At 61.2% G+C, this 26,107-nt stretch carries 22 protein-coding genes; 13 read left to right on the top strand and 9 right to left on the bottom strand.

The window, feature by feature from the left end; translation table 11 throughout:
• Positions 1-28: 28 nt before the first annotated feature.
• The 4 genes from Q1W15_RS05790 (at position 29) to rarD (ending at position 4,853) form a co-directional block, all read left to right on the top strand.
• Positions 29-769 carry a ComF family protein gene (locus Q1W15_RS05790; RefSeq protein WP_300724951.1) on the top strand — a complete coding sequence of 247 codons (741 nt, stop codon included), beginning with the start codon at positions 29-31 and terminating at the stop codon, positions 767-769.
• Positions 770-857: 88 nt separating this feature from the next.
• A complete protein-coding gene (locus Q1W15_RS05785) occupies positions 858-2,759 on the top strand; it encodes a PhoX family phosphatase (RefSeq protein WP_300724949.1) in 1,902 nt (633 codons plus the stop codon).
• A 71-nt stretch (positions 2,760-2,830) separates the two neighbouring features.
• Positions 2,831-3,805, top strand: a complete 975-nt coding sequence (locus Q1W15_RS05780) for a serine/threonine protein kinase (RefSeq protein ID WP_300724947.1) — start codon at positions 2,831-2,833, stop codon at positions 3,803-3,805.
• A gap of 160 nt (positions 3,806-3,965) precedes the next feature.
• Positions 3,966-4,853, top strand: a complete 888-nt coding sequence (gene rarD / locus Q1W15_RS05775) for an EamA family transporter RarD (RefSeq protein ID WP_300724945.1) — start codon at positions 3,966-3,968, stop codon at positions 4,851-4,853.
• A 17-nt stretch (positions 4,854-4,870) separates the two neighbouring features.
• Here the strand turns inward: rarD and Q1W15_RS05770 are convergent, their stop codons facing one another.
• Positions 4,871-5,389: an ACT domain-containing protein gene (locus Q1W15_RS05770; RefSeq protein ID WP_300724943.1), complete on the bottom strand. Its 519-nt coding sequence runs from the start codon at positions 5,387-5,389 to the stop codon at positions 4,871-4,873.
• Positions 5,390-5,778: 389 nt separating this feature from the next.
• Here Q1W15_RS05770 and Q1W15_RS05765 point away from each other — a divergent pair, with 389 nt between their 5' ends.
• Positions 5,779-7,956 (top strand): malate synthase G, encoded by a 2,178-nt coding sequence (locus Q1W15_RS05765; RefSeq protein WP_300724941.1) that lies wholly within the window; start codon positions 5,779-5,781, stop codon positions 7,954-7,956.
• 67 nt (positions 7,957-8,023) lie between these two features.
• Here the strand turns inward: Q1W15_RS05765 and Q1W15_RS05760 are convergent, their stop codons facing one another.
• A complete protein-coding gene (locus Q1W15_RS05760) occupies positions 8,024-8,500 on the bottom strand; it encodes a response regulator (protein ID WP_300724939.1) in 477 nt (158 codons plus the stop codon).
• Positions 8,501-8,784: 284 nt separating this feature from the next.
• On the opposite strand from Q1W15_RS05760, the gene Q1W15_RS05755 reads away from it, so the two are divergent.
• From Q1W15_RS05755 to Q1W15_RS05725, 7 genes are all read left to right on the top strand, one after another.
• On the top strand, positions 8,785-10,719 hold the full coding sequence (locus Q1W15_RS05755) for a putative nucleotidyltransferase substrate binding domain-containing protein (protein WP_300724937.1): 1,935 nt from the start codon (positions 8,785-8,787) through the stop codon (positions 10,717-10,719).
• Positions 10,716-11,441: a PolC-type DNA polymerase III gene (locus Q1W15_RS05750; RefSeq protein ID WP_300724935.1), complete on the top strand. Its 726-nt coding sequence runs from the start codon at positions 10,716-10,718 to the stop codon at positions 11,439-11,441. The genes Q1W15_RS05755 and Q1W15_RS05750 overlap by 4 nt, the downstream gene beginning before the upstream one ends.
• Before the next feature lie 113 nt (positions 11,442-11,554).
• Positions 11,555-12,079 carry an RNA polymerase sigma factor gene (locus Q1W15_RS05745; RefSeq protein ID WP_300724933.1) on the top strand — a complete coding sequence of 175 codons (525 nt, stop codon included), beginning with the start codon at positions 11,555-11,557 and terminating at the stop codon, positions 12,077-12,079.
• Complete coding sequence (locus Q1W15_RS05740; RefSeq protein ID WP_300724931.1) at positions 12,076-13,056, top strand: FecR domain-containing protein; 981 nt, start codon at positions 12,076-12,078, stop codon at positions 13,054-13,056. Before Q1W15_RS05745 ends, Q1W15_RS05740 begins: the two co-directional genes overlap by 4 nt.
• Before the next feature lie 89 nt (positions 13,057-13,145).
• Complete coding sequence (locus Q1W15_RS05735; RefSeq protein ID WP_300724929.1) at positions 13,146-15,581, top strand: TonB-dependent siderophore receptor; 2,436 nt, start codon at positions 13,146-13,148, stop codon at positions 15,579-15,581.
• Positions 15,582-15,656: 75 nt separating this feature from the next.
• The gene (locus Q1W15_RS05730; RefSeq protein WP_300724927.1) at positions 15,657-16,769 is read left to right on the top strand and encodes a PepSY domain-containing protein; all 1,113 of its coding nucleotides are present in this window, start codon (positions 15,657-15,659) and stop codon (positions 16,767-16,769) included.
• Complete coding sequence (locus tag Q1W15_RS05725) at positions 16,766-16,942, top strand: hypothetical protein (RefSeq protein WP_300724925.1); 177 nt, start codon at positions 16,766-16,768, stop codon at positions 16,940-16,942. The genes Q1W15_RS05730 and Q1W15_RS05725 overlap by 4 nt, the downstream gene beginning before the upstream one ends.
• 486 nt (positions 16,943-17,428) lie before the next feature.
• Here Q1W15_RS05725 and Q1W15_RS05720 read toward each other — a convergent pair whose 3' ends face one another.
• Entirely contained in the window at positions 17,429-17,929 is a 501-nt protein-coding gene (locus Q1W15_RS05720; RefSeq protein WP_300724923.1) for an ATP-dependent zinc protease, read from the bottom strand.
• Between the two features lie 170 nt (positions 17,930-18,099).
• On the opposite strand from Q1W15_RS05720, the gene Q1W15_RS05715 reads away from it, so the two are divergent.
• A complete protein-coding gene (locus Q1W15_RS05715; protein WP_300724921.1) occupies positions 18,100-18,987 on the top strand; it encodes an acyltransferase in 888 nt (295 codons plus the stop codon).
• 3 nt (positions 18,988-18,990) lie between these two features.
• Here Q1W15_RS05715 and Q1W15_RS05710 read toward each other — a convergent pair whose 3' ends face one another.
• The 6 genes from Q1W15_RS05710 to Q1W15_RS05685 all read right to left on the bottom strand — a co-directional run bounded on the left by Q1W15_RS05710 (position 18,991) and on the right by Q1W15_RS05685 (position 26,093).
• The gene (locus Q1W15_RS05710) at positions 18,991-19,548 is read right to left on the bottom strand and encodes a DUF2780 domain-containing protein (protein ID WP_300724919.1); all 558 of its coding nucleotides are present in this window, start codon (positions 19,546-19,548) and stop codon (positions 18,991-18,993) included.
• Positions 19,549-19,753: 205 nt separating this feature from the next.
• Positions 19,754-20,953: a formaldehyde dehydrogenase, glutathione-independent gene (gene fdhA / locus Q1W15_RS05705; RefSeq protein WP_300724917.1), complete on the bottom strand. Its 1,200-nt coding sequence runs from the start codon at positions 20,951-20,953 to the stop codon at positions 19,754-19,756.
• A 124-nt stretch (positions 20,954-21,077) separates the two neighbouring features.
• On the bottom strand, positions 21,078-21,935 hold the full coding sequence (gene purU, locus Q1W15_RS05700) for a formyltetrahydrofolate deformylase (RefSeq protein WP_300724915.1): 858 nt from the start codon (positions 21,933-21,935) through the stop codon (positions 21,078-21,080).
• A 65-nt stretch (positions 21,936-22,000) separates the two neighbouring features.
• Complete coding sequence (locus Q1W15_RS05695; RefSeq protein WP_300724913.1) at positions 22,001-22,633, bottom strand: sarcosine oxidase subunit gamma; 633 nt, start codon at positions 22,631-22,633, stop codon at positions 22,001-22,003.
• A 113-nt stretch (positions 22,634-22,746) separates the two neighbouring features.
• Positions 22,747-25,764 carry a sarcosine oxidase subunit alpha gene (locus Q1W15_RS05690; RefSeq protein WP_300724911.1) on the bottom strand — a complete coding sequence of 1,006 codons (3,018 nt, stop codon included), beginning with the start codon at positions 25,762-25,764 and terminating at the stop codon, positions 22,747-22,749.
• A complete protein-coding gene (locus Q1W15_RS05685; RefSeq protein WP_300724909.1) occupies positions 25,761-26,093 on the bottom strand; it encodes a sarcosine oxidase subunit delta in 333 nt (110 codons plus the stop codon). Before Q1W15_RS05685 ends, Q1W15_RS05690 begins: the two co-directional genes overlap by 4 nt.
• Positions 26,094-26,107: the final 14 nt, after the last annotated feature.

Raw genomic sequence — 26,107 nt, 5'->3', positions numbered from 1 at the left:
GGATGCCGCACATGGTTAAGGATGCTTCATGAGCTGTCAACCACAATGGATTCGCAAGGTTTACATCTGGTTAAATAACAACCAAACCTGTTTGCTCTGCGATGAACACACCGCCACAGCGATTGCCCTGTGCGATGCCTGTGAGCTGGAACTGCCGTGGCTGGGCGATCGCTGTGAGCGTTGCGCCCTGCCGTTGCCGATGGCGGGCCTCACCTGCGGGCAATGCCTCAAACAACCACCGGCCTTCACGTCTGTGCACGCGGCGTGGGTGTACGGCTTTCCCATCGACAGCATGATCATTGGTTTCAAGCACAACAGTCACTGGCCCAAAGGTCGTCTTTTGGCCGAACTTCTCAGCCAATCACTGCTCGATCACTTCAACTCAGGCAATGAGCGACCCGACTTTCTGCTGCCTGTGCCGTTGGCCACCCAGCGCCTGCGCCAACGCGGCTATAACCAGGCCGCCATGATCAGTGACTGGCTGAGCAAGCCGCTGAACATTCCAAGCCGCGCCCACTGGTTACTGCGCACCCAGAACACGCCCACGCAACAGGCCCTGGACGCCAAGGAGCGCAAGCGCAACCTGAAACACGCGTTCAGCCTTGCGCCGGGCATAGCGGTTCGCGGGCTGCACCTGGCCCTGGTTGACGACGTGCTGACCACCGGTGCTACCGCGCATCACCTGGCTCGCCTGCTGCTCAACGCCGGGGCACGACGCGTCGACGTCTACTGCCTGGCCAGAACGCCCAAGCCTGACGGGCCGCTGTAAGAACGCCCGGGCTTGCCTGCCAGTTGAAACATTCCTGTCATACCCGCTGCTTAAGGTAGCCGCTGAAACCGTCTTAACAGAGCCTGCCATGAGCCTATTAAAAGAAGATCAAGCCACCGACCTTGAGCAGATCGTCGGCCTCAGTCGTCGTGGATTTATCAGCGCCGGAGCCCTCGCCGGGGCCGCCCTTTTTTTGGGCGGCAACCTGTTAAGCCGCAGCGCATTGGCGACCCGCATTAGCACCGCCTCCAGCCCTCTGCTGGGGTTTGAAAGCATTGGCGCCGCCACCACCGACACCCTCAGTTTGCCGCCCGGCTATCGTTCATCCGTGCTGATCAGCTGGGGCCAGCCGCTGCAAGCCGGCGGCCCGGCGTTTGATCCTTCGGGCAACGGCACCGCCGCGGCTCAGGAAGTGCAGTTCGGTGACAACAATGACGGCATGAGCCTGTTTGCGTTTCCCGATGACCCCCATCGCGCCCTGATGGCCATCAACAACGAATACACCAACTACCGCTACCTTTACCCCCACGGCGGCACGCCCACCTCCCTTGAGGAGGTTCGCAAGGCTCAGGCCAGTGAAGGGGTGTCGGTCATTGAAATCCGCCGCAAGGGCGACGGCTGGCACTTTGTGCAGGGCTCGCCGTTCAACCGCCGTATTCATGGCAACACCCCCATCCGCCTGAGCGGCCCGGCAGCGGGTCATGCCTTGTTGCGCACCGAAGCCGATAATACGGGCACCCGTGCACTGGGCACGTTCCAGAACTGCGCCAACGGCAAAACCCCCTGGGGCACCTACCTGACCTGTGAAGAGAACTTCACCGATTGCTTTGGCAGCAGTGACCCCAAACAGACCTTCGACGCCGCGCAAAAACGCTACGGTGCCGTGGTGGCCAGCAAAGAGATCAATTGGCACCTCCATGACCCGCGCTTCGATCTCGCGGCCAACCCCAACGAGCTCAACCGCCACGGCTGGGTCGTCGAGATCGACCCGTTCGACCCGCAGTCCATACCGGTCAAACGCACCGCGCTGGGCCGCTTCAAACACGAAAACGCCGCCCTGGCCGAAACCCGGGACGGCCGCGCCGTGGTCTACATGGGTGACGATGAACGCGGCGAATTCATCTACAAGTTCATCAGCCGCGACACCATCGACCATCAGAACCCCAGGGCCAACCGCGACCTGCTGGATCACGGCACGCTCTTCGTCGCCCGTTTTGACAACGGCGACAACAACCCTGATCGCCCCAAAGGCAAAGGCCAGTGGGTTGAGTTGAGCCACGGTAAAAATGGTGTCGATACCAGCAGCGGTTTTGCCAACCAGGCCGAAGTGCTGATTCACGCTCGCCTGGCCGGCAGTGTGGTGAACGCCACACGCATGGACCGCCCGGAATGGATCGTTGTTAGCCCCACGGATGGCCAGGTGTATTGCACCCTGACCAACAACGTCAAACGCGGCGAAGACGGGCAACCCACCGGCGGCCCCAACCCGCGCGAGAAAAACGTGTACGGGCAGATCCTGCGCTGGAAAGCCGACAACGGTGACCACGGGGCCGACACGTTCGACTGGGACCTGTTTGTCGTAGCAGGCAACCCGGTGGTGCACGCCCACCAACCCAAGGGCGGCTCGGCCAACATCACCCCGCAGAACATGTTCAACAGCCCCGACGGGTTGGGCTTTGACGATGCCGGGCGCTTGTGGATCCTGACCGATGGCGACTTCAGCAACAGCGGTGATTTTGCCGGCATGGGCAATAACCAGATGCTGTGCGCCGACCCGGGCAGCGGCGAAATACGCCGGTTTATGGTGGGGCCGGTCGGCTGCGAAGTGACGGGCATCAGCTTCTCGCCCGACCAGAAAACCCTGTTCGTGGGCATCCAGCACCCCGGTGAAAATGGCGGTTCGACCTTCCCCGAGCACATCCCCAATGGCAAGCCTCGGTCATCGGTCATGGCCATTAGCCGCGAAGACGGCGGCATCGTCGGAAGTTGACACCCTCTGCCGTCCGGTCTGCGTTAACATGCATGGCCGGACGCGGCAGCCTGCTGCGCGCAGGAGTCAGCATGTCTCATCCGTTTGCAACACTCACCCCTGATCTGGTGCTCGATGCTGTCGAAAGCATCGGGTTTCTGAGCGATGCCCGTGTGCTCGCGCTCAATAGCTACGAAAACCGCGTGTACCAGGTCGGCATCGAAGGCGAACAGCCACTGATCGCCAAGTTCTACCGCCCGCAGCGCTGGACCAACGAAGCCATCCTCGAAGAACACCGTTTCACCTTCGAACTGGCCGAGTGCGAAGTGCCGGTGGTCGCCCCGCTGGTTCACAACGGCGCGAGCCTGTTCGAGCACGAGGGCTTTCGCTTCACTCTGTTCCCGCGCCGTGGCGGGCGCGCTCCGGAACCTGGCAACCTCGACCAGCTTTACCGCCTTGGGCAATTGCTCGGTCGCCTGCATGCCGTTGGCGCGACCAAGCCCTTCGAACACCGCGAAGCGCTGGGCGTGAAGAACTTCGGCCACGACTCGCTGACCACCCTGCTGGAAGGCAACTTCATTCCACGCAGCCTGCTGCCGGCCTACGAATCTGTAGCCCGCGACCTGCTCAAGCGTGTCGAAGATGTCTACGCCGCCACCCCGCACAGCAACATCCGCATGCACGGCGATTGCCACCCCGGCAACATGATGTGCCGCGACGAAGTGTTCCACATCGTCGACCTCGACGACTGCCGCATGGGCCCGGCGGTGCAGGACCTGTGGATGATGCTCGCAGGGGATCGCCAGGAATGCCTGGGTCAGTTGTCAGAGTTGATGGACGGCTACAGCGAATTCCATGATTTCAACCCCCGTGAACTGGCGCTGATCGAGCCGCTGCGCGCCTTGCGCCTGATGCATTACAGCGCGTGGCTGGCACGGCGCTGGGACGACCCGGCCTTCCCACATAGCTTTCCATGGTTTGGCACCGAGCGTTATTGGGGCGACCAGGTACTGGCGCTGCGGGAGCAATTGTCGGCGCTGAATGAAGAACCACTCAAACTGTTCTGACCCCGCGCGGGTGGGAAAGCCTGTAGGAGCAGCCGGGGCGGCTGCTCCTACAGGATAAATACCAATATCCGACAGATATCACCCAAGACACCTCTGTAAAACCTCCTTACACTTAAGCTCCCCGTATCACACCCGTCTGTTGCCCACGCAAGGATTTTGCATGCAAGCCGCCAACCCGCGTCGCGGGTATATCCTGGGCCTCAGCGCCTACATCATCTGGGGCTTGTTCCCGCTCTATTTCAAGCTACTGGCCAGCGTACCGGCCGCCGAAGTCATCGTGAACCGAGTGCTGTGGTCGGCGCTGTTCGGCTCTTTGCTGTTGCTGGTGTGGAAGCACCCCGGTTGGTGGCAGGAATTGCGCGAGCACCCCAAACGCCTGGGTGTGCTGACCCTCAGCGGCTTGCTGATCGCGACCAATTGGCTGACGTATGTATGGGCCGTGAACAACGACCGCATGCTCGAAGCCAGCCTGGGTTACTACATCAACCCGCTGGTGAATGTCTTGCTGGGCATGTTGCTGCTGGGTGAACGCCTGCGCCGCTTGCAATGGGTGGCGGTGGGGCTCGCCATCGTTGGCGTCGCTCAGCAGGTGTGGCTGGTCGGCAGCCTGCCGTGGGTCTCGCTGGTATTGGCGCTGAGCTTCGGGTTTTACGGGTTGATCCGCAAACAGGCTCCGGTGCAGGCCTTACCGGGCCTGGTCGTTGAAACGTGGATTCTGGTGCCGGTGTCCATCGCCTGGTTGCTGCTGCACCCCGAAGCCAACAGCGCTCACGTTGCGTTCTGGAGCAGCTCCGAAGCCTGGCTGCTGGTGGCGGCCGGCCCCGCCACGCTGGTGCCGCTGGTGTGTTTCAACGCTGCTGCTCGGCATTTGCCCTACACCACGTTGGGGTTCATGCAGTACCTGGCCCCCACACTGGTGCTGATTCTGGCGGTGACCGTCTTTGGCGAGCACTTGACCCAAAGCACGCTGATCGCCTTCATGTTTATTTGGGCCGGGCTGGCGGTGTACAGCGTTGATGCCTGGCTGCGCCTGCGGCGCAACCATTGACCCCGCCCGCAGGCTGCTTATTCCTCGACACGCAGGGCCAGCTCAATCATCAGCTCGTCGGCCAGACCTTCCAGGCTCGCCTGTAAGGTCGCCAGCGACAGCGTCAGCGGCACCGCCAGAATCGCATCGGCGTGAAACAACGGCTCGTTGCTCATGGGCGCGGGCCGCACGTCGGTGACCAGCCGCTCCAGGTTGACGCCCAACTCCGTCAACACCCGCGTGATATCGCGCACAATGCCGGGCCGATCATTGCCCACCAGCGCCATCGCAATCGGTTTCCAGGTGCAAGATTCTTCAATCCCGCTCTGCGCCACCAGCACCCGAATGCCTTCCGGCTCCAGCCGTTTCAAGGCATTGATCAAGTCGTCATACGCTTCGGCTGAAACCCCGACCCGCACGATGCCGGCAAATTGCCCGGCCATGCGCGATAACCGGCTCTCCAGCCAATTCCCCCCTTCATCGGCTATGCACTGAGCAATGCGCTCGACCTGGCCGGCCTTGTCGGGGGCAAACACCGTAATCACGAGATGGTTCATGGCCGTTCACTCTTATTGGGGGTCGATCAAGTATAGGCACTGCTCTTGGGGGTGCAGCCAGCCGATTTTCAAGAGCAAGGGTCGCGAGCCAGCTCGCGCCTGCAGATGGGCTCAAGATATGAATTGTGTACTGTTTTTATAATTATCTGGAACAACTCATGCATTTCTTGAGAACATCCGGTACTTGTATGTGACCGATCGCTCTAAATCGGTCGCAGAACGACGTGATTAGTCTGATTTTCACATCGGCAATTGATCATGTAGTATGCCGCAGCGACCACTACATATTTCGCAATACGGTCTGCCAAGGCGTCTGTCATACCCGTACCGCCCCGCCAGCACGAGCCATGCGGTGCCCAGGCTTTAAATAAAAATGAGTGAGGCAAGCAATGACTGAACACGTTCACGTCGGTGGCCTGCAGGTCGCCAAAGTCCTGTTCGACTTCGTCAACGACGAAGCTATTCCCGGTACCGGCCTCACCGCCGATCAGTTCTGGGCCGGGGCCGACAAGGTCATCCATGACCTGGCACCCAAGAACCAAGCACTGCTCGCCAAACGCGACGATTTACAGGCGCGCATTGACGCCTGGCACCAGGCTCAGGCCGGCAAGGCCCATGACGCCGTGGCTTACAAAGCCTTCCTGCAAGATATCGGGTACCTGCTGCCAGAAGTCGCAGATTTCCAGGCAACGACGCAAAACGTCGATGACGAAATCGCCCGCATGGCTGGCCCACAATTGGTGGTGCCGGTGATGAATGCGCGCTTTGCCCTGAACGCTTCGAACGCCCGCTGGGGCTCGCTGTACGACGCGCTGTATGGCACCGACGCCATCAGCGAAGCCGACGGTGCCGAGAAAGGCCGCGGTTACAACAAGGTACGGGGCGACAAGGTCATTGCCTTCGCCCGCGCTTTTCTGGACGAAGCCGCGCCGCTGGCCAGCGGCTCCCATGTTGACGCCACCGGTTATGCCCTGGTTGACGGTGCCTTGCAGGTCGCCCTCAAGGGCGGTGCCTCCACGGGCCTGCGTGACAGTGCGCAATTGATCGGCTTCCAGGGTGAAGCGGCCGCCCCCATCGCCCTTTTGCTCAAGCACAACGGCCTGCACTTCGAAATTCAGATCGATGCCACCAGCCCCATCGGCCAGACCGATGCTGCCGGGGTCAAAGACGTGCTGATGGAAGCCGCGCTGACCACCATCATGGACTGCGAAGACTCCGTGGCGGCGGTCGACGCCGACGATAAAGTGGTGATTTACCGCAACTGGCTGGGCCTGATGAAAGGCGACCTGAGCGAGCAGGTGTCCAAGGGCGGCGAAACCTTTACCCGCACCATGAACCCGGACCGCGCCTACACCGCACCCCACGGTGGCACCGTCACCCTGCATGGCCGTTCTTTGTTGTTCGTGCGCAACGTCGGTCACTTGATGACCATCGACGCGATTCTCGACAAAGACGGCAACGAAGTGCCCGAAGGTATTCTCGACGGCTTGCTGACCAGCCTGGCGGCCATCCACAGCCTCAACGGCCAGACCACGCGCAGCAACAGCCGCACCGGTTCTGTGTACATCGTTAAACCGAAAATGCACGGCCCGGAAGAAGCGGCGTTCACCAATGAGCTATTTGGCCGTATCGAAGATGTGCTCGCACTGCCGCGCAACACGCTCAAAGTCGGGATCATGGACGAAGAGCGCCGCACCACCGTCAACCTCAAAGCCTGCATCAAGGCCGCCAGCGAGCGCGTGGTATTTATCAACACCGGCTTCCTGGACCGTACCGGCGATGAAATCCATACCTCAATGGAAGCCGGCCCCATGGTGCGCAAGGCCGACATGAAGGCCGAGAAGTGGATTACGGCCTACGAGAACAACAACGTCGATGTGGGGTTGAGCACGGGTTTGCAAGGCCGCGCTCAAATTGGCAAAGGCATGTGGGCCATGCCTGATCTGATGGCCACCATGCTGGAGCAGAAAATTGCGCACCCGCTGGCCGGGGCCAACACCGCCTGGGTGCCCTCACCGACTGCCGCTGCCTTGCACGCGCTGCATTACCATAAGGTCGACGTGTTCGCCCGTCAGGCCGAACTGGCCAAGCGCGCTCATGCCTCGGTGGACGATATTCTGACGATCCCGCTGGCCGTGAACCCGCAATGGACGCCCGAGCAGATCCAGAACGAACTGGACAACAACGCGCAAGGCATCCTGGGCTACGTCGTGCGCTGGATCGACCAGGGCGTGGGCTGTTCCAAGGTGCCGGACATTCACGACATCGGCCTGATGGAAGACCGTGCGACGCTGCGTATTTCCAGCCAGCACATCGCCAACTGGCTGCGTCACGGCATCGTCACTGAAGCGCAGGTGCTGGCCAGCCTCAAGCGCATGGCACCAGTGGTCGACCGCCAAAACGCCAATGACCCGCTGTACCGCCCGCTGGCCCCCCACTTCGACAGCAACATCGCCTTCCAGGCGGCGGTCGAATTGGTCATTGAAGGCACCCGGCAGCCCAATGGCTACACCGAGCCGGTGCTGCACCGTCGTCGTCGCGAGTTCAAGGCCAAGCACGGCCTGTAACTGCCCCCGGCAACAACAAAAACCCCGGCCACGTGCCGGGGTTTTTACGTCTGATCAAGAGCACGGTTTAGGCCTGCACCTGCAGCGCGTCAGGGGGTTCCAGTTGCAGTTCCTGGCGGATCAATTGCAGCAGTTTTTGCGTATCAATCGGCTTGAGCAAAAAGTCCACTACGTGCAAGTGCATGGCTTCAATGGCATCGCGCGCGTCGGCATGCCCCGAGATGATGATCACCGGCAAATCCGCCAAATGAGACTTGCGCACCTTGCCAATCAGTTCCAGGCCGCTATGGGGGTGCATGCGCAGGTCGGTCAGCAGCAAGCCAATCGACATGTCAGCCTGCAACAGCGCCCACGCCTCGGGCTCACCCTGGGCGGTCAGGCATTCAATACCGTGCAGGGTGAGCAGCTCGGCCAGCAAGAAACGCGACTCGCGGTCGTCGTCAACCACCAGCACGCGCTCATGGGACTGAACCAGCACCGGAGCCTGCATCACTTCGCTCAAGGCCTCGCGCTCAGCATCAGTCAAGATGTCATGTTCTGTCATTCAGCTCTCGACGGCAGTCTTATCGATCAAACACCCCAGCAGCGTAGTCAGTTATTCCGCAACCGTGTCCCAATGTGCGCCAGCACAGAGGTATTTCCAAGCCTTACATCAAGAGAAATAGGCAATATTGATGTAGGCAAGTTCAACAATACCAATAGGCCATTACCGCCATAGACTTACGTCCAATGGGCACCCACGCTCAGACAACCGAGCATGAGGGTCTAAACACTCCCTGGGGCGCGCGCTGCCCCGCCCCTACAACAGCTCACAACGCGGTAACGGTCATGAGTCAATCGGATGCGTTTCTCCAGGCAGGGAAAACGGCGGTTTTGCAAAATATTCACGGCACCATGCAGTTTTTGCAGCGCTTCCCGCCCTTTAATCACATGGAAAACGCGCACCTGGCGTTCCTGGTCGAGCAGTGCCAACTGCGCTTCTATGGCCCGGGCGAGACCATCATCCGGCCGGCCGATGGCCCGGTAGAGCACTTTTATATTGTGAAACAGGGCCGCGTCGTGGGCGAACGCACTCACCAAGGCCGCGAAGAGGCCCAGACCACCTTCGAAATCACCGCTGGCGAATGCTTCCCGCTGGCCGCGCTGCTGGGCGAGCGGGCCACCCGCACCGAGCACCGGGCCGCCGAAGACACCTTTTGCCTGCAACTGAACAAACCGGCGTTTATCAAGTTGTTCGCCCTGTCCGACGAGTTCCGCGACTTTGCCCTGCGCGGCGTCAGCAGCCTGCTCGACAAGGTCAACCAGCAGGTGCAGCAAAAAGCCGTTGAAACCCTGGGCCATCAGTATTCGCTCAACACACGACTGGGTGAACTGGCCATGCGCCACCCCGTGACCTGCCTGCCTGATACCGCGCTGCGTGAAGCGGTGCGCCTGATGCACGAGCAGCAAGTGGGCAGCATCGTGGTCGTCGACGCGAACAAAGCACCGTTGGGGATTTTTACCCTGCGCGATCTGCGCCAAGTGGTTGCCAACGGCCTGCACGATTTTGCACAGGCGATCGCCCTGCACATGACGCCAGGGCCGTTTTACCTGTCCCCGGACCACAGCGCATTCGACGCCGCGATCGCCATGACCGAGCGTCATATTGCCCACGTGTGCCTGGTCAAGGATCAACGCCTGTGCGGCGTGGTCTCCGAACGTGACCTGTTCTCACTGCAACGGGTCGACCTGGTGCACCTGGCGCGCACCATCCGCCATGCCCCGCGCCTAGAAAACCTGATCAACCTGCGCGGCGAAATTGGCCAACTGGTGGAGCGCATGCTCGCCCACGGCGCATCGTCCACTCAGATCACCCATATCATCACCCAACTCAACGACCACACCGTGTGCCGCGTGATCGAGTTGGTGCTGGCGGAAAAAGGCGACCCCGGTGTGCCGTTCACCTGGCTGTGTTTTGGCAGCGAAGGGCGACGCGAACAAACCCTGCACACCGATCAGGACAACGGCATTCTGTTCGAAGCCAAAGACGCCGCCCAAGCCGCCGACTACCGTCAGCGCCTGCTGCCGATTGCGCAGCAGATCAACACCCACCTGGCGGCCTGCGGCTTTACGTTGTGCAAGGGCAACATCATGGCCGGCAACCCGGACCTGTGCCTGTCACGCGCGGAATGGGCCCGCCGGTTCGCCGCCTTTATTCGCGAAGCCACGCCGGAAAACCTGCTGGCTTCGAGCATCTACTTCGACCTGCGGGTGGTCTGGGGCGATGAACAGGGTTGCCAGCAACTGCGCCAGGGAATCCTCACGCAGGTGGCCGACAACCGGCTGTTCCAGCGCATGATGGCCGCCAATGCCTTGCGCCATCGCCCGCCCGTGGGGCGTTTCCGCGAGTTTGTGCTGGAGCGCAAAGGCAACGACAAAGCCACGCTGGACCTCAAAATCCAGGGCCTCACGCCCTTTGTCGATGGTGCTCGCCTGTTGGCGCTGGCCCACGGCGTGGAGGCCAACAATACCCTGGAGCGCCTGCGCCAACTGGTCAGCCTGGAGGTGATCGAAGCGCTGGACGGTGCCGCCTATGAAGAGGCCTATCACTTTATCCAGCAAACCCGGATGCAACAGCACCAGGTGCAAACCCGCGAAAACCGCCCGTACTCCAACCGGGTCGACCCGGACAGCCTCAACCAGCTCGACCGGCGCATCCTGCGTGAAGCGTTGCGCCAAGCGCAGCGTCTGCAAAGCAGCCTGACCTTGCGGTATCAGCTATGAGTGTCCTGTCTTCTCTGGGGGCCTGGTTATTGCCCCGCAAAAAACCGCTGCTGAGCCTTGAGCAACAACAGCGCCTAAAGCAATTGCCCACCGCCTCCCCGGTTCTGGGCGAGCAGCCGTTGCGCGGCCAGCGCTGGGTGGTCGTCGACCTGGAAACCAGCGGGCTGAACCTCAATCGCGACCAAGTGTTGTCGATTGGCGCGATGGTGATCGAAGACGGGGCCATTGATCTGGGCCAGGCGTTCGAGCGCACCTTGCTGCGCACCCACGCCCCGCTTAACCCCAGCGTCCTGCTGCACGGGCTAGGGCCCAGCGCGATTGCGGCAGGCTGCGACCCGGCAGATGCCCTGCTCGATTTTATGGCATTTGTTGGCGACAGCCCGTTGCTGGCATTCCATGCTCCATTCGATCAGCACATGCTGGGGCGCGCGCTCAAGGACAGCCTGGGCTACCGCCTGCAACACCCTTTTATGGACGTAGCGGCGCTGGCTCCTCTGTTATGCCCTCACGTCACTGCGCGCGACGCCGGGCTAGACCACTGGATCCGCCACTTCAACCTCCAGGTCGAAGACCGCCACAACGCCAGCGCCGACGCCCTGGCCACCGCTGAACTGGCGCTTATCCTGTTTAGCCGGGCCAATGCTCAAGGCATCAACAGCCCCTTGGCCTTGCAACAACGGCTCAACCAATGGCAGCGGCGCAAGCAGGTACACAGCTTTTAAGCCGCGCCCCTGCTTTAACTGTCTTCCTGCATCCGATGAGCGCCAATTGCGCAGGCTTATCGCCTCTGACACAATCGCGAATAATTATCGTTAGATAAAACGTGTATTCGGTGATGCCCTTGTCGTCAGTCCAAACCCCTCACAGTGAGCTGGTCGGTGCGCTTTATCGCGACCATCGCGGCTGGCTGCTGACATGGCTGCGGCGCAATGTGGCCTGCCCGCAACGGGCAGAAGACCTGAGCCAGGACACCTTTGTGCGCCTGCTGGGCCGTGCCGAACTGCAAGCCCCCCGCGAACCCCGCGCCTTTCTGGCCGCCATTGCCAAAGGCCTGCTGTTCGATTATTTCCGCCGCGCCGCCCTGGAACAGGCTTACCTGAACGAGTTGATGCAGTTGCCCGCCGCCGAGCAACCCTCCCCGGAAGAGCAGCATTTGATCCTCGAAGACCTGCGGGCCATCGACCGCCTGCTGGGCAAGTTGTCCAGCAAGGCCCGCGCGGCCTTCCTGTACAGCCGCCTTGATGGCTTGACCCACGCCGACATCGCTGAACGCCTTGGCGTATCCGTGCCCCGCGTGCGCCAATACCTGGCCCAGGGCATTCGCCAGTGTTACATCGCCCTGTACGGCGAGCCCACATGAGTCAGGCCAAGACCGGGCCTGTGTCTGCGCAGGTGCTGGACGCTGCAATCGCCTGGCAACTGTGCCTGGATTGCGGCAATGGCAGCGCCGTGGAACAGGCCGAATTCGCCAAATGGTATGCCGCCAGCGACGAACATGCCCGTGCCTGGCTGCAACTGGGCATGCTCGACCAGCGTTTCAGCAACACCAGCGTTCCGGCGCGCAACGCCTTGCGCAAGGCCCGCCATGGCGCGGGTCGGCCACTGCGCAAAATGGGCGGCGGGTTGGCCAGTGTGGCGCTGTTGTGCGGGCTGGCCGTGTTTGCGGGCAAACAGTACGGGCCGATGGATTACTGGATGGCCGATCAGCGCACCGCCACTGGCGAACAACGCGAACTGCGCCTGGCCGACGGTACCGTGCTCAACCTCAACACCCACAGTGCCGTGGATGTACGGTTCGACGACACCACGCGGCGCATCATCCTGCAAGCAGGCGAGATTCTGGTGCAGACCGGCCACGGCGACCCGCGACCGTTTATCGTGCAAACCCGCGACGGCAGCCTGCGCGCGCTGGGCACCCGCTTCCTGGTCAAGCGCGAAGACGACGGTACGCGCTTGAGCGTCCTGCAATCCCGCGTGGCCGCCCACCCGCAGGGCAGCGCTGACGAAACCGTCTTCAACGAAGGCCAGCAGGTGCTGATGTACCGTGGCAGCCTGGGCCAAAGCGTCGCCGTCAACGCCAGTGCCGACGCCTGGACACGGGGCATGCTGGTGCTCGACAACGTGCGCCTGGCCGACATGATCAGCGAACTCAACCGCTACCAGCGCGGCCACTTGGGCGTCGCCCCTGAAGTAGCCGACCTGCGCATTACTGGCAGCTTCCCACTGAACAATGTTGAGCGGGCACTCAATGCCCTGCTGCCCACCTTGCCGGTGCAGATCCAGCAACGCACGCCGTGGTGGGTCACGGTGGGGCCCAAAGCGGCGCCTGCACCCTAATAAAAAATAATTCACTGCGGCCCTATCACTTTTCAAAACTCGTGCGGCATACAGGCATTGAGAAACATTTCCATTCAGGAATCCGCCGAATGTCCCGCACCCTCGATACGTTTTTGCGCCCTAGCCTGCTCGCCGTTGCCATCGCCCTCAGTGCCCCGCTGATCAGCCCTTCGCTGATGGCTAGCGAACAGAGCACCACCGCCCGCAGCTACAACCTGCCCGCGGGCCCGTTGGCGACCACCCTGAACCAGATCGCCAGCCAGGCCGGGATTACCCTGGCCATTGATGCCTCGCTGCTGGCGGGTAAAACCTCGGCCCCGGTCAACGGCCAACTCGAACCCACCACCGCCCTGCGTGAAGCGTTGCGGGGGAGCGGTTTGCAGTTGGTGCCCGGAAACGGCGGCAGTTTTACGCTGATCGAGATTCCTGACGGTGTCGTCGCCCTTGAGGCCACCACCATCTCCGGCCAAGGCCGCTATGAAAGTGCCTGGAGCCCGGTCGACGGCTACCTGGCCAAACGCTCCGCCTCAGGCACCAAAACCGATACGTTGCTGGCCGAAGCCCCGCGCTCGATCTCGGTCACCGCCCGCAGCCAGATGCAGGACCGTGCGGTGCAAAACCTGGATGACGCTGTTCGTTATATGCCCGGCGTCACCGCCAGCAGTTACGGCAGCGACAGCCGCGCCGAATGGATGAAAGTGCGCGGCTTTGAACCGGTCCAGTTCCTCGATGGGCTGGCGCTGCCCAAGGGCAACTACGTCATGCCGAAACTGGAAACCTGGGACCTGGAGCGCGTGGCGCTGCTGCGCGGCCCGGCCTCCTCGGTCTATGGCCAAACACCGGCCGGCGGTTTGCTGGACATGGTCAGCCGTCGCCCGGAAGACACCGCCAGCCACGAAGTGCAAGTACAAATCGGCAGCTATCAACGCAAACAGATCAGCTTTGACAGCACCGGGCCTGTCGATGATGAAGGTCGTTTCCTGTACCGCGTCAGCGGGGTCGTGCGCGACAGCAACACCGCCATCGACCACAACGAAGACAAGCGCTACAACCTCGCCCCCAGCCTGACCTGGAACATCGATCCAGACACCAGCCTGACCTTCCTCAGCCAGTTCAACCGTGACGATACAGGCATCACCAGCCAATTCCTGCCCATACAGGGCACCAAGGTGTCCTCGCCAGCGGGCGAGGTGAAATACCACAAGAACCTGGGCGACCCGAAGTGGGAGTTCTACGACAAAACCTATTACGCACTGGGTTATGCGTTTGAGCATCGCTTCAATGACGTGTGGCAGTTCCGTCAGAACCTGCGCTATACCAAAAGCGATCTGGCGTTCCAAGGTATCACCGCGGGTGGCTATTACGGCTCGGTGGCGGACGACGGCACTCTCCAGCGCGGTGCCAATATCGTGGATGAAGACATCAGCCAGTTCGCCGTGGATAACAACGTGCAGGCCGACTTCACGACAGGTGCGCTCAAGCACACCGTGCTGATCGGGCTGGACTACCAACGAATCAACACCCACTACAAATGGCAGTACGGCGTAGCCCCGGCCAGCAACATCATCAACCCGATTTACGGGCAGGATTTCAGCAACGTCAACTACACCGCTTATAACGACTACAACCAGAAAACCCGCGACACGGGGGTGTACCTGCAAGACCAGATAGCGCTGGATAACTGGCGCCTGACCCTGGGCGGTCGTCAGGACTGGCTGAACACCGACACCACCTTCTACAACCTCAACGATGCGCACGACAGCCGTGATGACAGCGCCTTCACCGGCAATGCCGCACTGAGCTACGTGTTCGATTCCGGCTTTACACCTTATATGTCGTATGCCGAGTCGTTCCAGGCTGAACCGGGTGGTTTTGGCGGCAAGGCTTTCAAACCGGGCACCGGCAAGCAATATGAAGTGGGCGTCAAATACCAGCCACCGGGCAGCGACATGCTGTTCACCGCGGCCGTTTATGACCTGACCCGCAAAAATATCGTGCTCAGCGATACCCTTGGCGTGAGCCGCCCGCTGGGTGAAGCCAACGTGCGCGGTGTGGAACTGGAAGCGGTGGGCAACGTCAACGACAACCTCAAGTTGACGGCGGCCTACACCTACGCCAACACCAAAATGACCAAGGTCTCCGACCCGCTGGATAAAAACCGTCCATTGCCGCTCACGCCTGAGCATCAAGCGTCGATCTGGGCTGACTACACGTGGCACAAAGGCGCGCTTGAAGGTTTCGGTGTGGGGTTTGGCGCACGTTATGTAGGTGAGACCGACAACATTGCGATTGGCAGCATGGCCTACGTGCCGGACGCCTCATATGGCCATACCAGCGCTTACACCGTGTACGACGCCGCCGTGCATTACGACCTGGCCAGCGTGAGCAAATCCCTCAAAGGTGCCAGCGTGGCATTGAACGCCAACAACGTGTTCGACAAGCAGTACATCTCCACCTGCGACGGCTTCTACTGCTACTACGGCGACCGTCGCAACGTCATGGCCAGCGTCAACTACAAATGGTAAATCGCTAAATACCACCGCCGTAGGCGCGAGCTTGCTCGCGTCTACCGATGAACAGCGTTTTGATGTGGGATGTTCATGAAAAGCAAAACCATACGGGCCTGGTCCTTGATCCATACGTGGACCAGCCTGATTTGCACGGCCTTTTTACTGATGTTGGCGCTGACCGGGCTGCCGCTGATCTTTCACCATGAGATCGATCACTTGCTGGGGGATGCCCCCCAGGTCAAGACGATGCCTGCCAATACGCCGACCCTGGACCTTCAACAACTGGTTCAGGCCGCCGAGGCGCATCGCCCGGGCGAGGTCATGCAGTACTTTGGCTGGGAAGACGATGAGCCCAATGCCGTGGTCGCGATCATGGCGGCGACCGCCGGCACGGAGCCCAATTCTTCCCACACCTTTATGCTCGATGCGCGCACCGGCGAAGCCATTGAAATGCCGTCCGCCAATGGCGGGGTGATGATGGTGCTGCTACGCCTGCACGTGGACATGTTCGCCGGGTTGCCTGGCAAGTTGCTGCTGGCCTTTATGGGGTTGCTGTTTGTGCTGGCGATCATCTCCGGCACGGTGCTGTACCTGCCGTTTATGCGCCGCCACAGGTTCGCAACCGTGCGCACCGACAAGGCCACCCGCGTGCGCTGGCTCGATCTGCACAACCTGATCGGGGTGGTCACGTTAACGTGGGCGCTGGTGGTGGGGGTCACAGGGGTTATCAGCGCCTGTGCCGACCTGATCATCGCGGCATGGCGCACCGAAACCCTCGGGGCCATGATCGAGCCCTACCGTGACGCGCCGCCCCTGACCCGACTGGCTCCGGCCAGTGACTTGCTGTTGATCGCCGCCAAGGCCGCGCCGGGCATGCAGCCCGACTTTATCGCGTTCCCCGGCACACGGTTTTCCAGTGAACACCATTACGCCGTGTTTATGAAAGGCGGCACTCACCTGACCTCGCACCTGCTCACGCCCGTACTGATTGACGCCAGCACCCTCGACGTCACGGCCGTGGGGTCGCGCCCCTGGTACATGGACGCGATGGGCATGTCGCAGCCGCTGCACTTTGGCGACTATGGCGGCATGCCGATGAAAATACTGTGGGCGGCGCTGGACGTGCTGACCCTCGTGGTACTCGGCAGCGGCCTGTACCTGTGGTGGGTACGCCGACGCACGGCCCGGGAGCGCGCACAATGAAGCCGCGACAGTCGAGTTTCTGGAAAGTATTCACCCTGCCGCTGGCCATCGGGCTGCTCAGCGCGGCGGGGTTGTTCGCCGCGTTACTGGGCGATGGAGCCTGGGACAGCCTGAGCTGGGTGGGCCTGGGCATACCCGTGTGGCTCAGCCTGCGCGGGCTGCTACGCCGCTAAAACGACCCTGGCGACGGTCGGAGCCAACTGCTCGCGATCTTTTAAAACAATCAAAAGATCGCGAGCAATCGAGCGTCGACCGGCTGCTCCTACGCGTGAGAGGCTACCCCCTTGAGCCACGCGGGTCTCGCGCCGGTTTTACGCAGCGGGACCACGAAGCAAGACCTGTAGGAACGAGCTTGCTCGTGATCTTTTGATCTGGCTTTTGATCCAAGGGCCCCCTTAAACCACGCTGGCCTCACACCGGTTTTGCGCAGTGGGTAACCCGGCAGGACGCCGCAACCTTCAGTGGCCGTGACCGCAGCAATGGATAGGATTGCTGCGCGACAGCGCGGCGTCATTGAGCTTTTAAAGATCAAAAGATCGCGAGCAAGCTCGCTCCTACAGGGCATGCCGAGGCACCGAGTGGCACGGCGTAAGGCCGGAACCTTCAATGGCCGTGCCCGCAGCAATGGACAGGATTGCTGCACGACAGCGCGCAGAGGGTCAGCAGCCCGGCTTGTCTGCCGTGTAGCGACGTGCCGGGTTCACCGCCGCGCCGAACTCGCGCAAAGCCGTGGCACCGATCAGCAGCGGGTAGTTGAAGCTGCTGCGGTCGGTGAGGTTGACCTCTACCGTGCGTTTGATCCCCCCCAGGCACATTTCCAGGTCGACCACCGGGCGGCGGGCGCTTTCAGGCGCGTCCTTTTCATCGTCTTCATCGGCGCGGCTTTTGATTTTGCTGATGCGCGACACTTTGTGTTCGTACACCTTGCTGCTCGCGTCCGGCGTGGCAAGCTGGAAACGCACCCACTCATCGCCATCACGGGTGAAGGTCTCGATGTTTTTGGCCGACAACGAGGCCGTCAAAGCCCCCGTGTCCATCTTGGCTTTGAGCGTTTCACCGATTTCCGGCAACTTGATGTACTCGTAACGCCCGTACAGGGTCGGCTCGGCGGCCATCACGGGCAGCGCCAATACGGCTAACAAGGCGAGAACAGACTTCATGGCGAAAATTTCCTTAAAGAGTGAGCGTTAGACTCGGTAATCGCGTGGGGTTCATTAAGCGTGAGCGCAGCCTGACACAGCGCATGTGAAACCCGCGTCATGGCCGCATATTTGGCGTTACACGGCGCTCTGCTTATCATAGCCAGCCCTTTACCGTTCAAGAGTTGCTTATGCGCCGCCTGCTCACCGGCTGTTTGGTTACCGTCCTGTTGCTGTGTAACACCCTGGTCCTGTTTGGCCCGCTGATGCTGTTCGCCGTGCTCAAATTACTGTCACCGGGGCGTTTGCGCGATGTGAGTTCGGCCGCCGTGAGGTGGATCGCTGAAACCTGGTCCGAGATCGACAAACGTATTTTTGCGCTGTGCCTGCCCACGCAATGGGATATTCGCGGGGCCGAAGGCCTGAGCCGCACTACGTCGTACCTGGTGATCAGCAACCATCAGTCGTGGGTCGATATTCCGGCGCTGATGCAGGGGTTGAACCGGCGAACACCGTTTTTCAAATTCTTCCTGAAGAAAGAGCTGATTTGGGTGCCCTTTCTGGGCCTGGCCTGGTGGGCGCTCGATTACCCCTTTATGAAACGCTACTCCAAAGCCTTTCTGGCCAAGCACCCGCACCTCAAGGGCGAAGACCTGAAAATCACCCGGGCCGCCTGCGAACTGTTCAAGCGCCAGCCCGTCACCGTGGTCAATTACCTTGAAGGCACACGCTTCACACCGGCCAAGCATGCCCAGCAGCGCTCGCCCTACACTGATTTGCTCAAGCCCAAAGCAGGCGGCGTGGCGTTTGTATTGGCGGCGATGGGCGAACAACTGGATGCCGTGCTGGACGTCACGGTGGTGTACCCGCAGGCCACCCTTCCGGGGTTCTGGCAGTTGATCAGCGGGCAAGTGCCCAAGGTGATTGTCGATATACAGACCCGCGAACTGAATCCGGCGTTGTGGCAGGGCGATTACGAAAACGACCCGGTGTTCCGTGAACATGTCCAGAGCTGGATCAACCAGCTCTGGATCACGAAAGATCAGCGCATCAGCACCTTGCGTGCCGAGCGCGGTTAACCTTTAAACGCCCCAGGCGCTGCTCAGTTTGCTCAGCAGCGACGTGCTGACGTTCTGGTCCTTGAAGTAGTCCAGCAGCAGCGGCGCGAACTGGGCAATCATGCCGTCCTGCATGCCCAGGGCGGTGAACGCGGCGTTCAACTGGCTGGTGTTGGCCACGTTGCTGACTGCGCTGGTGGCGGTTTCAGAAACGCCGCTGGACTTGCCCAGCAAGCCGCCCAACTGGCTCAGTTGGCCCAGCGCACCGGCACCGGCCAGTTTGTTGATGCCCGGCACTTGCTGGGTGAGTTCGGAGTAGTCGCTGGAGGTAAGCTGGTTTTTCGCCAGGCTCAACATCGCCCCCACGCCGCCAGCGGCCTGTTCAGGTTTGACGCCCAGCTCGTTGACCTTGCTCAGCATTTGCACCGCTTGCATGGACTTGTCGGTGGTCGCGCCATTGCCATTGCCACCCTGCACTTGCGCCGCCACGTTAGCCACGTCGCTCAGGCTGAACCCTGCAAACACCGGGCTGGCGGCCACGGTCATCAATGTTGCCAGTGCCACGCCGCTTAACTTCTTCATGCTATCAACCTCTGAAAACCAAAAAACTGCTCGCCAACGGAGCAGCAAAACTGTGGATTTGACCGATATTCCAGGCAGATGTTCCCAAATGCCACTATCGGATCATACCGCTGGGCAGCTTAATGGAATTGAGAGGGGGAGCCCATGCGGGCGACGCAGAAGCCTGTGCACCACAGGCCCTGCGTCTGTCCTGAAACGTTGCGTGTCAGGCCTTGCTGAACAGGCGGTGCGGGTCGATCACGAATTTCTTCGGCACACCGGCATCGAATTCACCGTAACCGCGCGGGGCGTCATCCAGGCTGATGACTTCAACCCCCACGATGTCGGCGATTTTGATGCGGTCCCACATGATCGCTTGCATCAATTGGCGGTTGTACTTCATCACCGGCGTCTGGCCGGTGTGGAAGCTGTGGGACTTGGCCCAACCCAAGCCAAAGCGAATGCTCAGGCTGCCCTGTTTCGCAGCAGCGTCCACTGCACCCGGGTCTTCGGTCACGTACAGGCCCGGAATACCGATTTTGCCGGCCACGCGCACCACGCCCATCAGCGAGTTGAGCACCGTCGCCGGCGCTTCGTGCTTGACGCCGTCATGGCCGTGGCCACGGGCTTCGAAGCCTACCGCATCGACCGCGCAATCCACCTCGGGCTCGCCCAGCAGTTCAGCAATTTGTTCGTGCAGGGGCGTGTCTTTGGACAGGTCGGCAATTTCAAACCCTTGGGCCTTGGCATGGGCCAAGCGAACCGGGTTCACGTCACCGACAATCACCACCGCGGCACCCAACAAACGCGCTGACGCGGCAGCCGCCAGGCCCACCGGGCCCGCGCCGGCGATGTACACCGAACTGCCGGGGCCAACGCCAGCCGTCACAGCGCCGTGATAACCGGTCGGCAGGATGTCGGAGAGGCAGGTCAGGTCGCGGATTTTCTCCATGGCCGCGTCACGGTTTGGCAGTTTGAGCAGGTTGAAATCGGCATACGGCACCAACACATATTCTGCCTGGCCGCCAATCCAGTCGCCCATGTCCACATAGCCATACGCGCCGCCGGGACGGGCCGGGTTGACGGTCAGGCACACGCCGGTGTTTTGTTCCTTACAGCTGCGGCAACGCCCGCACGCCACGTTGAACGGCACGGATACCAGATCACCGACTTTCAGGTGTTCCACATCGCGCCCGGCCTCAATCACCTCGCCGGTGATTTCGTGGCCCAGCACCAGCCCGGTTTGCGCCGTGGTACGACCGCGCACCATGTGCTGGTCGGAACCGCAGATGTTGGTCGACACCACCCGCAGAATCACGCCGTGATGAATCGGCTTGCCCTGGGGGTTTTGCATTTTCGGGAAAGGAATGCTCTGCACTTCAACCTGGCCATTGCCCAGGTACACCACACCGCGATTGTCAGCCATCGTATTCACCTTTCTTGTTGTTGGAGTGGGGCAGCGACAAGCTTGAAGCCTCAAGCCGATCTGCTTTTACTTGCCGCTTGCCGCTTAGAACTTACTGCTTGCAGCTTAGAGCTTGCCGCTGCGCTCACAGCACCACCGTACGACCTCCATTTAGGAAAACGCGCCGCTCGATGTGATAGCCCACGCCACGGGCCAACGTCTGGGCTTCGATGTCGCGGCCCTTGGCAATCAAGTCTTCGGGGTAATGGCTGTGGTCCACCACCTCAACGCCTTGGGCGATGATCGGGCCTTCGTCCAGGTCGTTATTGATGTAGTGCGCGGTGGCACCGACCAACTTCACGCCCTTTTCGTAGGCCTGGTGATAGGGCTTGGCCCCCTTGAAACCGGGCAACAGCGAGTGGTGAATATTGATCGCCTTGCCGTCGAGCTTGCGGCACAGTTCAGGCGACAGCACTTGCATGTAGCGCGCGAGAATCACCAACTCGGCACCGGTGTCTTCAATCACCTGCCACACCTTGGCTTCTTGCGCGGCCTTATTGGCCGGGTCCAGGGCGAAGTAGTGGTAGGGGATGCCGTGCCATTGCGCCAGCGGCTCCAGGTCCGGGTGGTTGGACACCACGGCCACCACATCCATGGCCAATTGGCCGATGCGCTGGCGATACAGCAAATCATTGAGGCAGTGGTCGGCCTTGGACACCATGATCAGCACTTTGGGCCGATGGTGCGGCGGCGTCAGCTCGAAGGTCATGCCAAAGGCCTGGCCACGCTCAGCGAGGCCTTCGCGGAACTGGCGCTCATCGAAACCTTCGGATTGACGGAACTCGACACGAATAAAAAAGCGCCCGGAGCGCTGGTCATCGAACGAATGGTGTTCGGTGACATAGCAACGGTGCTCGAACAGATAGCGCGTCACCGCGTCCACCGTGCCCAGCATGCTCGGGCAATCGGCGGTGAGGATCCAGGTGTCAGGGGCGCGGCTCATGGTGAAATTCCTTGTTATATACCGCCTGTAGGAGCGAGCGTGCTCGCGCCTACACAGGGTTGACGTTAGGCCTCAACATTCAGCCCATATTCTGCCGCCGCATCCTGCAACCATAGCCACCAATAGTCCGAGAAGCTGCGGCGAATCAGCAGTTCCCAGGTGTCTTCGCCGGTGTGGCGGATAACCAGTTGGGATTTGGCGAACACCGTGCCCACCGCTTTACCCACCGGGAAGTTATCGGGGTGCACGTCGTAGCTGGTGGACTTCATCAGCACATCACGCACCTTGGGGCCGCTCAACTCCAGCAATTGCTGGCCACCACTGACATTCACCACGGCAATATGCAGCCCCGCCAATGCCGCCCGCAGGGCTTGTTCCACGGCATACTCCTGGCCGCCAGGAACGATCAGCAGCCATTCGTCTGGCCCCATCCATTGCAGCGAGGAATCGCCCTTGGCCACCAGGCTCAAGGCCACGGGCAATTCCAGGCCCAGCGCCTTGTGCACGCCTTCGGTGAAGGCGGGGTCCTTGGCGTCACCGCGCAGGGTTAAATGGCCCAGCAGTTTTTTCTCGCGCACGGTCACGCCAGGGCTTTTTCGGCCTTTGCCGACCAGCCCCGCCAGGTTGGCCTGGTGCAGCGATGATTCGGCTTTCGCGCCCGAATCGGGGCGTTGTTGGTAAACGTTGGCTGTGGTCATGGGTTCACCCGTTCGTATTAGTGTGATGGGCCGCAAACCTGTAGGAGCGAGCTTGCTCGCGATCTGTTGATGTTTAAACGATCGCGAGCACGCTCACACCTACAGCGTAACCATCAAATATTTTGCCGGTCGCCTTTGGGGTCGAAGAACACCGAAGACACGATTTCAGCCTCGATCACGCTGCCATCCGCCTGGGGTGAAAAGACCCGCTCGCCCATGCGTTTCAGCCCGCCCTTGACCACACCCATCGCAAACGAATAGCCGAGGGAGTTATGGGCATAGCTGGACGTCACATGGCCGACCATCGTCATCGGAATGGCCTGTTTGGCATCGAACACCAGTTGCGCGCCTTCCGGCAGCCATTTCGTCGGGTCGACCGGCTTGAGGCCCACCAGTTGCTTGCGCTGATCACGCACGCAGTCTTCACGGTTCATGCCACGCCAGCCGATCCAGGAGAATGGTTTGGTGCGGCCCACGCACCAGCCCATGTTCAGGTCGTCGGGGGTCATGGAGCCGTCGGTGTCCTGACCGACGATGATGAAGCCCTTCTCGGCCCGCAACACGTGCATGGTCTCGGTGCCATACGGGGTCAGGTTGTAAGCCTTGCCCGCCTCGACGATTTTTTCCAGTACGCCCATGGCGTAGTCGGCCTGGATGTTCACCTCATACGACAGCTCGCCGGTAAACGAAATACGGAACACCCGTGCCGGCACGCCGGCCACCAGGCCTTCTTTCCAAGTCATGAACGGGAACGCATCGCGGTCCAGGTCAATGTCGGTCACTTCGCTCAGCAGCTTGCGGCTGTTGGGGCCACTCAAGGTCAGCGTGGCGTAGTGGTCAGTGACGGACGTGAAGTACACCTTCAACTCAGGCCACTCGGTCTGTTGGTACAGCTCCAGCCATTGCAGCACACGGGCGGCGCCGCCAGTGGTGGTGGTCATTACGAAATGGTTGTCGGCCAGGCACGCCGTCACACCGTCGTCGAAGACCATGCCGTCTTCCTTGCACATCAGGCCGTAGCGAGCCTTGCCCACGTCGAGCTTGGTCCAGGCGTTGGTGTACACGCGGTTGAGGAACTCACGGGCATCCGGGCCTTGAATGTCAATTTTGCCCAAGGTGGACGCATCCAGAATACCCACGCTGTCACGCACCGCCTTGCACTCACGCTTCACCGCCGCGTGCAGGTCTTCACCGTTGCGCGGGAAGTACCACGGGCGTTTCCATTGGCCGACGTCTTCAAACTCGGCACCCTGTTTCACATGCCAGGCTTGCAGCGCGGTGTAACGCACCGGCTCGAAAATATGCCCGCAATGACGGCCCGCAATCGCGCCAAATGTCACCGGCGTGTAGTTGGGGCGGAACATGGTGGTGCCCATTTGCGGGATGGTCACGTTCAGCGAGCGCGCCGCAATGGCCAGCCCGTTGACGTTGCCCAGCTTGCCCTGATCGGTACCAAACCCCAGCGCGGTGTAACGCTTGACGTGTTCGACCGACTCAAAGCCCTCGCGGGTGGCCAGTTCGATGGCGGCGGCGGTGACGTCGTTTTGCAGGTCGACAAATTGCTTGGGGGCCCGCGCCGTGCCTTTTTCGTGGGGCACGTGGAACAGCGCCAGGGTCGGCTCTTCGACGTAATGCGCGGTTTTCGGCAGTACGCCTTCCACCGGTTTGAAACCCGCTTCACTGGCCGCGCGCACGCCGCCTTCAAAGCCATCGGCCAGGCTGTCACCCAGTGGATAAACACCGTTGATGCCACCGACACACACGCGTTTTTGCGGGGCCTCGCCGGGCACGAAGCCCAGAATATCTTCGCGCCAGGTCGGCTTGCCGCCCAAGTGCGAGGCCAGGTGAACCACCGGGCTGTAACCGCCCGAGGTGGCCACCAGGTCACAGTCCAGCCATTCACCAGGGCTGGTGACGGCGTGCTGCTTGATATCAATGGCCGCTACGCGGGCACCGGTGACGTGTTTGCTGCCACGCGCCTCAACGACCGCGCTGCCGGTGAGGATGCGAATACCTTTGGCCCGCGCGGCCTCCACCAGCGCACCGCGTGGGTTATGACGGGCATCGGCCACAGCCACTACCTGCTGGCCGGCGTCGAGCCAATCCAGCGCCACGCGGTAGGCGTGATCGTTGTTGGTGCTCAGCAGCAGTTTTTTACCCGGTGCCACGCCATAGCGACGCACGTAGGTCGACACCGCACCCGCCAGCATATTGCCCGGCACGTCGTTGTTGCCGTACACCAGCGGCCGTTCACAGGCCCCGGTGGCCAGCACCACGCGCTTGGCGCGTACCCGGTGCAGACGCTGGCGAACGTGGCCTATCGGCGCGCGGTCGCCCAGGTGATCGGTGAGCCGCTCGTGAATGGTCAGGAAATTGTGATCGTGATAACCGTTCACCGTCGCCCGTGGCAGCAACAGCACGTTGGGTAACGCCTTGAGTTCCGCGACCACCTTGGCCACCCACTCCATCGCCGGCTTGTCATCGAGGTTTTCGCGACTGTCCAGCAGGCTGCCACCGAACTCTTCCTGCTCATCGGCCACGATCACCCGCGCACCGCTGCGCGCCGCCGCCAATGCTGCCGCCAGGCCCGCCGGGCCTGCGCCAACGATCAGCACGTCGCAGTGGTGATTCATGTAGTCGTACGTATCGGGGTCGTTCTGCGTGGGTGAACGGCCAAGCCCAGCGGCCTTGCGGATGTACTTCTCGTACGTCATCCAGAACGACTGCGGGTACATAAAGGTTTTGTAGTAGAACCCCGGCGGCATCAACTTACCGCCAACCTTGCCCAGAATGCCCATCACGTCATTGTTCACGTTGGGCCAGCCGTTGGTGCTGGTGGCGACCAGGCCTTGGTACAGCGCTTGTTGCGTGGCGCGCACGTTGGGGATTTGCGTGGCTTCGGTAGCCCCGATCTGCAGCACCGCGTTGGGCTCTTCGGCACCGGCGGCATAAATGCCCCGCGGCCGGGAGTACTTAAAGCTGCGGCCAATCACGTCGACACCGTTGGCCAGCAAGGCTGCTGCCAGGCTGTCGCCTTCGTAGCCTTTGTACTGCTGGCCGTTGAACGTAAAGGTCAGCACTTTGCTGCGATTGACACGGCCGCCGTTCGGCAAGCGATGGGACTGGCTCATACCTTTTCTCCCTGCTTGCGGGGGGGGGTGGCGGTCAGGGGCGCAGCCTGTTCAGTAAACTGTGGCTGGGTGCCGATGAGGTAAGTTTCAAGAATCTCGTAAGTCACGGTGTTGCGCGTGGCGTTGAAGAACTGGCGGCACCCGGCGACGTGGTTCCACAACTCGTGGTGCAGGCCACGGGGGTTGTCGCGAAAGAACATGTAATCGCCCCACTCGGCATCCGTGCACGTGTTGGGGTCGAGCGGGCGCGGGATATGGGCCTGGCCGCTGGCGTGGAATTCTTCTTCGGAGCGCAACTCGCCGCAATGAGGACAGAAGATATGCAACATGGAGGACTCTCCTG

Source organism: Pseudomonas sp., assembly GCF_030150285.1.
In the GTDB taxonomy this organism is placed as follows: Bacteria; Pseudomonadota; Gammaproteobacteria; order Pseudomonadales; family Pseudomonadaceae; genus Aquipseudomonas.
Note: the sequence above shows the minus strand (reverse complement) of the source record. Positions and strands in the feature narration are given on the sequence as shown.

Excerpts from the sequence above, each read along its gene's own strand:
- Q1W15_RS05790 (WP_300724951.1), top strand. The coding sequence starts at position 29 with ATGAGCTGTCAACCACAATGGATTCGCAAGGTTTACATCTGGTTAAAT.
- Q1W15_RS05785 (WP_300724949.1), top strand. The coding sequence starts at position 858 with ATGAGCCTATTAAAAGAAGATCAAGCCACCGACCTTGAGCAGATCGTC.
- Q1W15_RS05780 (WP_300724947.1), top strand. The coding sequence starts at position 2,831 with ATGTCTCATCCGTTTGCAACACTCACCCCTGATCTGGTGCTCGATGCT.
- rarD (WP_300724945.1), top strand. The coding sequence starts at position 3,966 with ATGCAAGCCGCCAACCCGCGTCGCGGGTATATCCTGGGCCTCAGCGCC.
- Q1W15_RS05770 (WP_300724943.1), bottom strand. The coding sequence starts at position 5,389 with ATGAACCATCTCGTGATTACGGTGTTTGCCCCCGACAAGGCCGGCCAG.
- Q1W15_RS05765 (WP_300724941.1), top strand. The coding sequence starts at position 5,779 with ATGACTGAACACGTTCACGTCGGTGGCCTGCAGGTCGCCAAAGTCCTG.
- Q1W15_RS05760 (WP_300724939.1), bottom strand. The coding sequence starts at position 8,500 with ATGACAGAACATGACATCTTGACTGATGCTGAGCGCGAGGCCTTGAGC.
- Q1W15_RS05755 (WP_300724937.1), top strand. The coding sequence starts at position 8,785 with ATGAGTCAATCGGATGCGTTTCTCCAGGCAGGGAAAACGGCGGTTTTG.
- Q1W15_RS05750 (WP_300724935.1), top strand. The coding sequence starts at position 10,716 with ATGAGTGTCCTGTCTTCTCTGGGGGCCTGGTTATTGCCCCGCAAAAAA.
- Q1W15_RS05745 (WP_300724933.1), top strand. The coding sequence starts at position 11,555 with ATGCCCTTGTCGTCAGTCCAAACCCCTCACAGTGAGCTGGTCGGTGCG.
- Q1W15_RS05740 (WP_300724931.1), top strand. The coding sequence starts at position 12,076 with ATGAGTCAGGCCAAGACCGGGCCTGTGTCTGCGCAGGTGCTGGACGCT.
- Q1W15_RS05735 (WP_300724929.1), top strand. The coding sequence starts at position 13,146 with ATGTCCCGCACCCTCGATACGTTTTTGCGCCCTAGCCTGCTCGCCGTT.
- Q1W15_RS05730 (WP_300724927.1), top strand. The coding sequence starts at position 15,657 with ATGAAAAGCAAAACCATACGGGCCTGGTCCTTGATCCATACGTGGACC.
- Q1W15_RS05725 (WP_300724925.1), top strand. The coding sequence starts at position 16,766 with ATGAAGCCGCGACAGTCGAGTTTCTGGAAAGTATTCACCCTGCCGCTG.
- Q1W15_RS05720 (WP_300724923.1), bottom strand. The coding sequence starts at position 17,929 with ATGAAGTCTGTTCTCGCCTTGTTAGCCGTATTGGCGCTGCCCGTGATG.
- Q1W15_RS05715 (WP_300724921.1), top strand. The coding sequence starts at position 18,100 with ATGCGCCGCCTGCTCACCGGCTGTTTGGTTACCGTCCTGTTGCTGTGT.
- Q1W15_RS05710 (WP_300724919.1), bottom strand. The coding sequence starts at position 19,548 with ATGAAGAAGTTAAGCGGCGTGGCACTGGCAACATTGATGACCGTGGCC.
- fdhA (WP_300724917.1), bottom strand. The coding sequence starts at position 20,953 with ATGGCTGACAATCGCGGTGTGGTGTACCTGGGCAATGGCCAGGTTGAA.
- purU (WP_300724915.1), bottom strand. The coding sequence starts at position 21,935 with ATGAGCCGCGCCCCTGACACCTGGATCCTCACCGCCGATTGCCCGAGC.
- Q1W15_RS05695 (WP_300724913.1), bottom strand. The coding sequence starts at position 22,633 with ATGACCACAGCCAACGTTTACCAACAACGCCCCGATTCGGGCGCGAAA.
- Q1W15_RS05690 (WP_300724911.1), bottom strand. The coding sequence starts at position 25,764 with ATGAGCCAGTCCCATCGCTTGCCGAACGGCGGCCGTGTCAATCGCAGC.
- Q1W15_RS05685 (WP_300724909.1), bottom strand. The coding sequence starts at position 26,093 with ATGTTGCATATCTTCTGTCCTCATTGCGGCGAGTTGCGCTCCGAAGAA.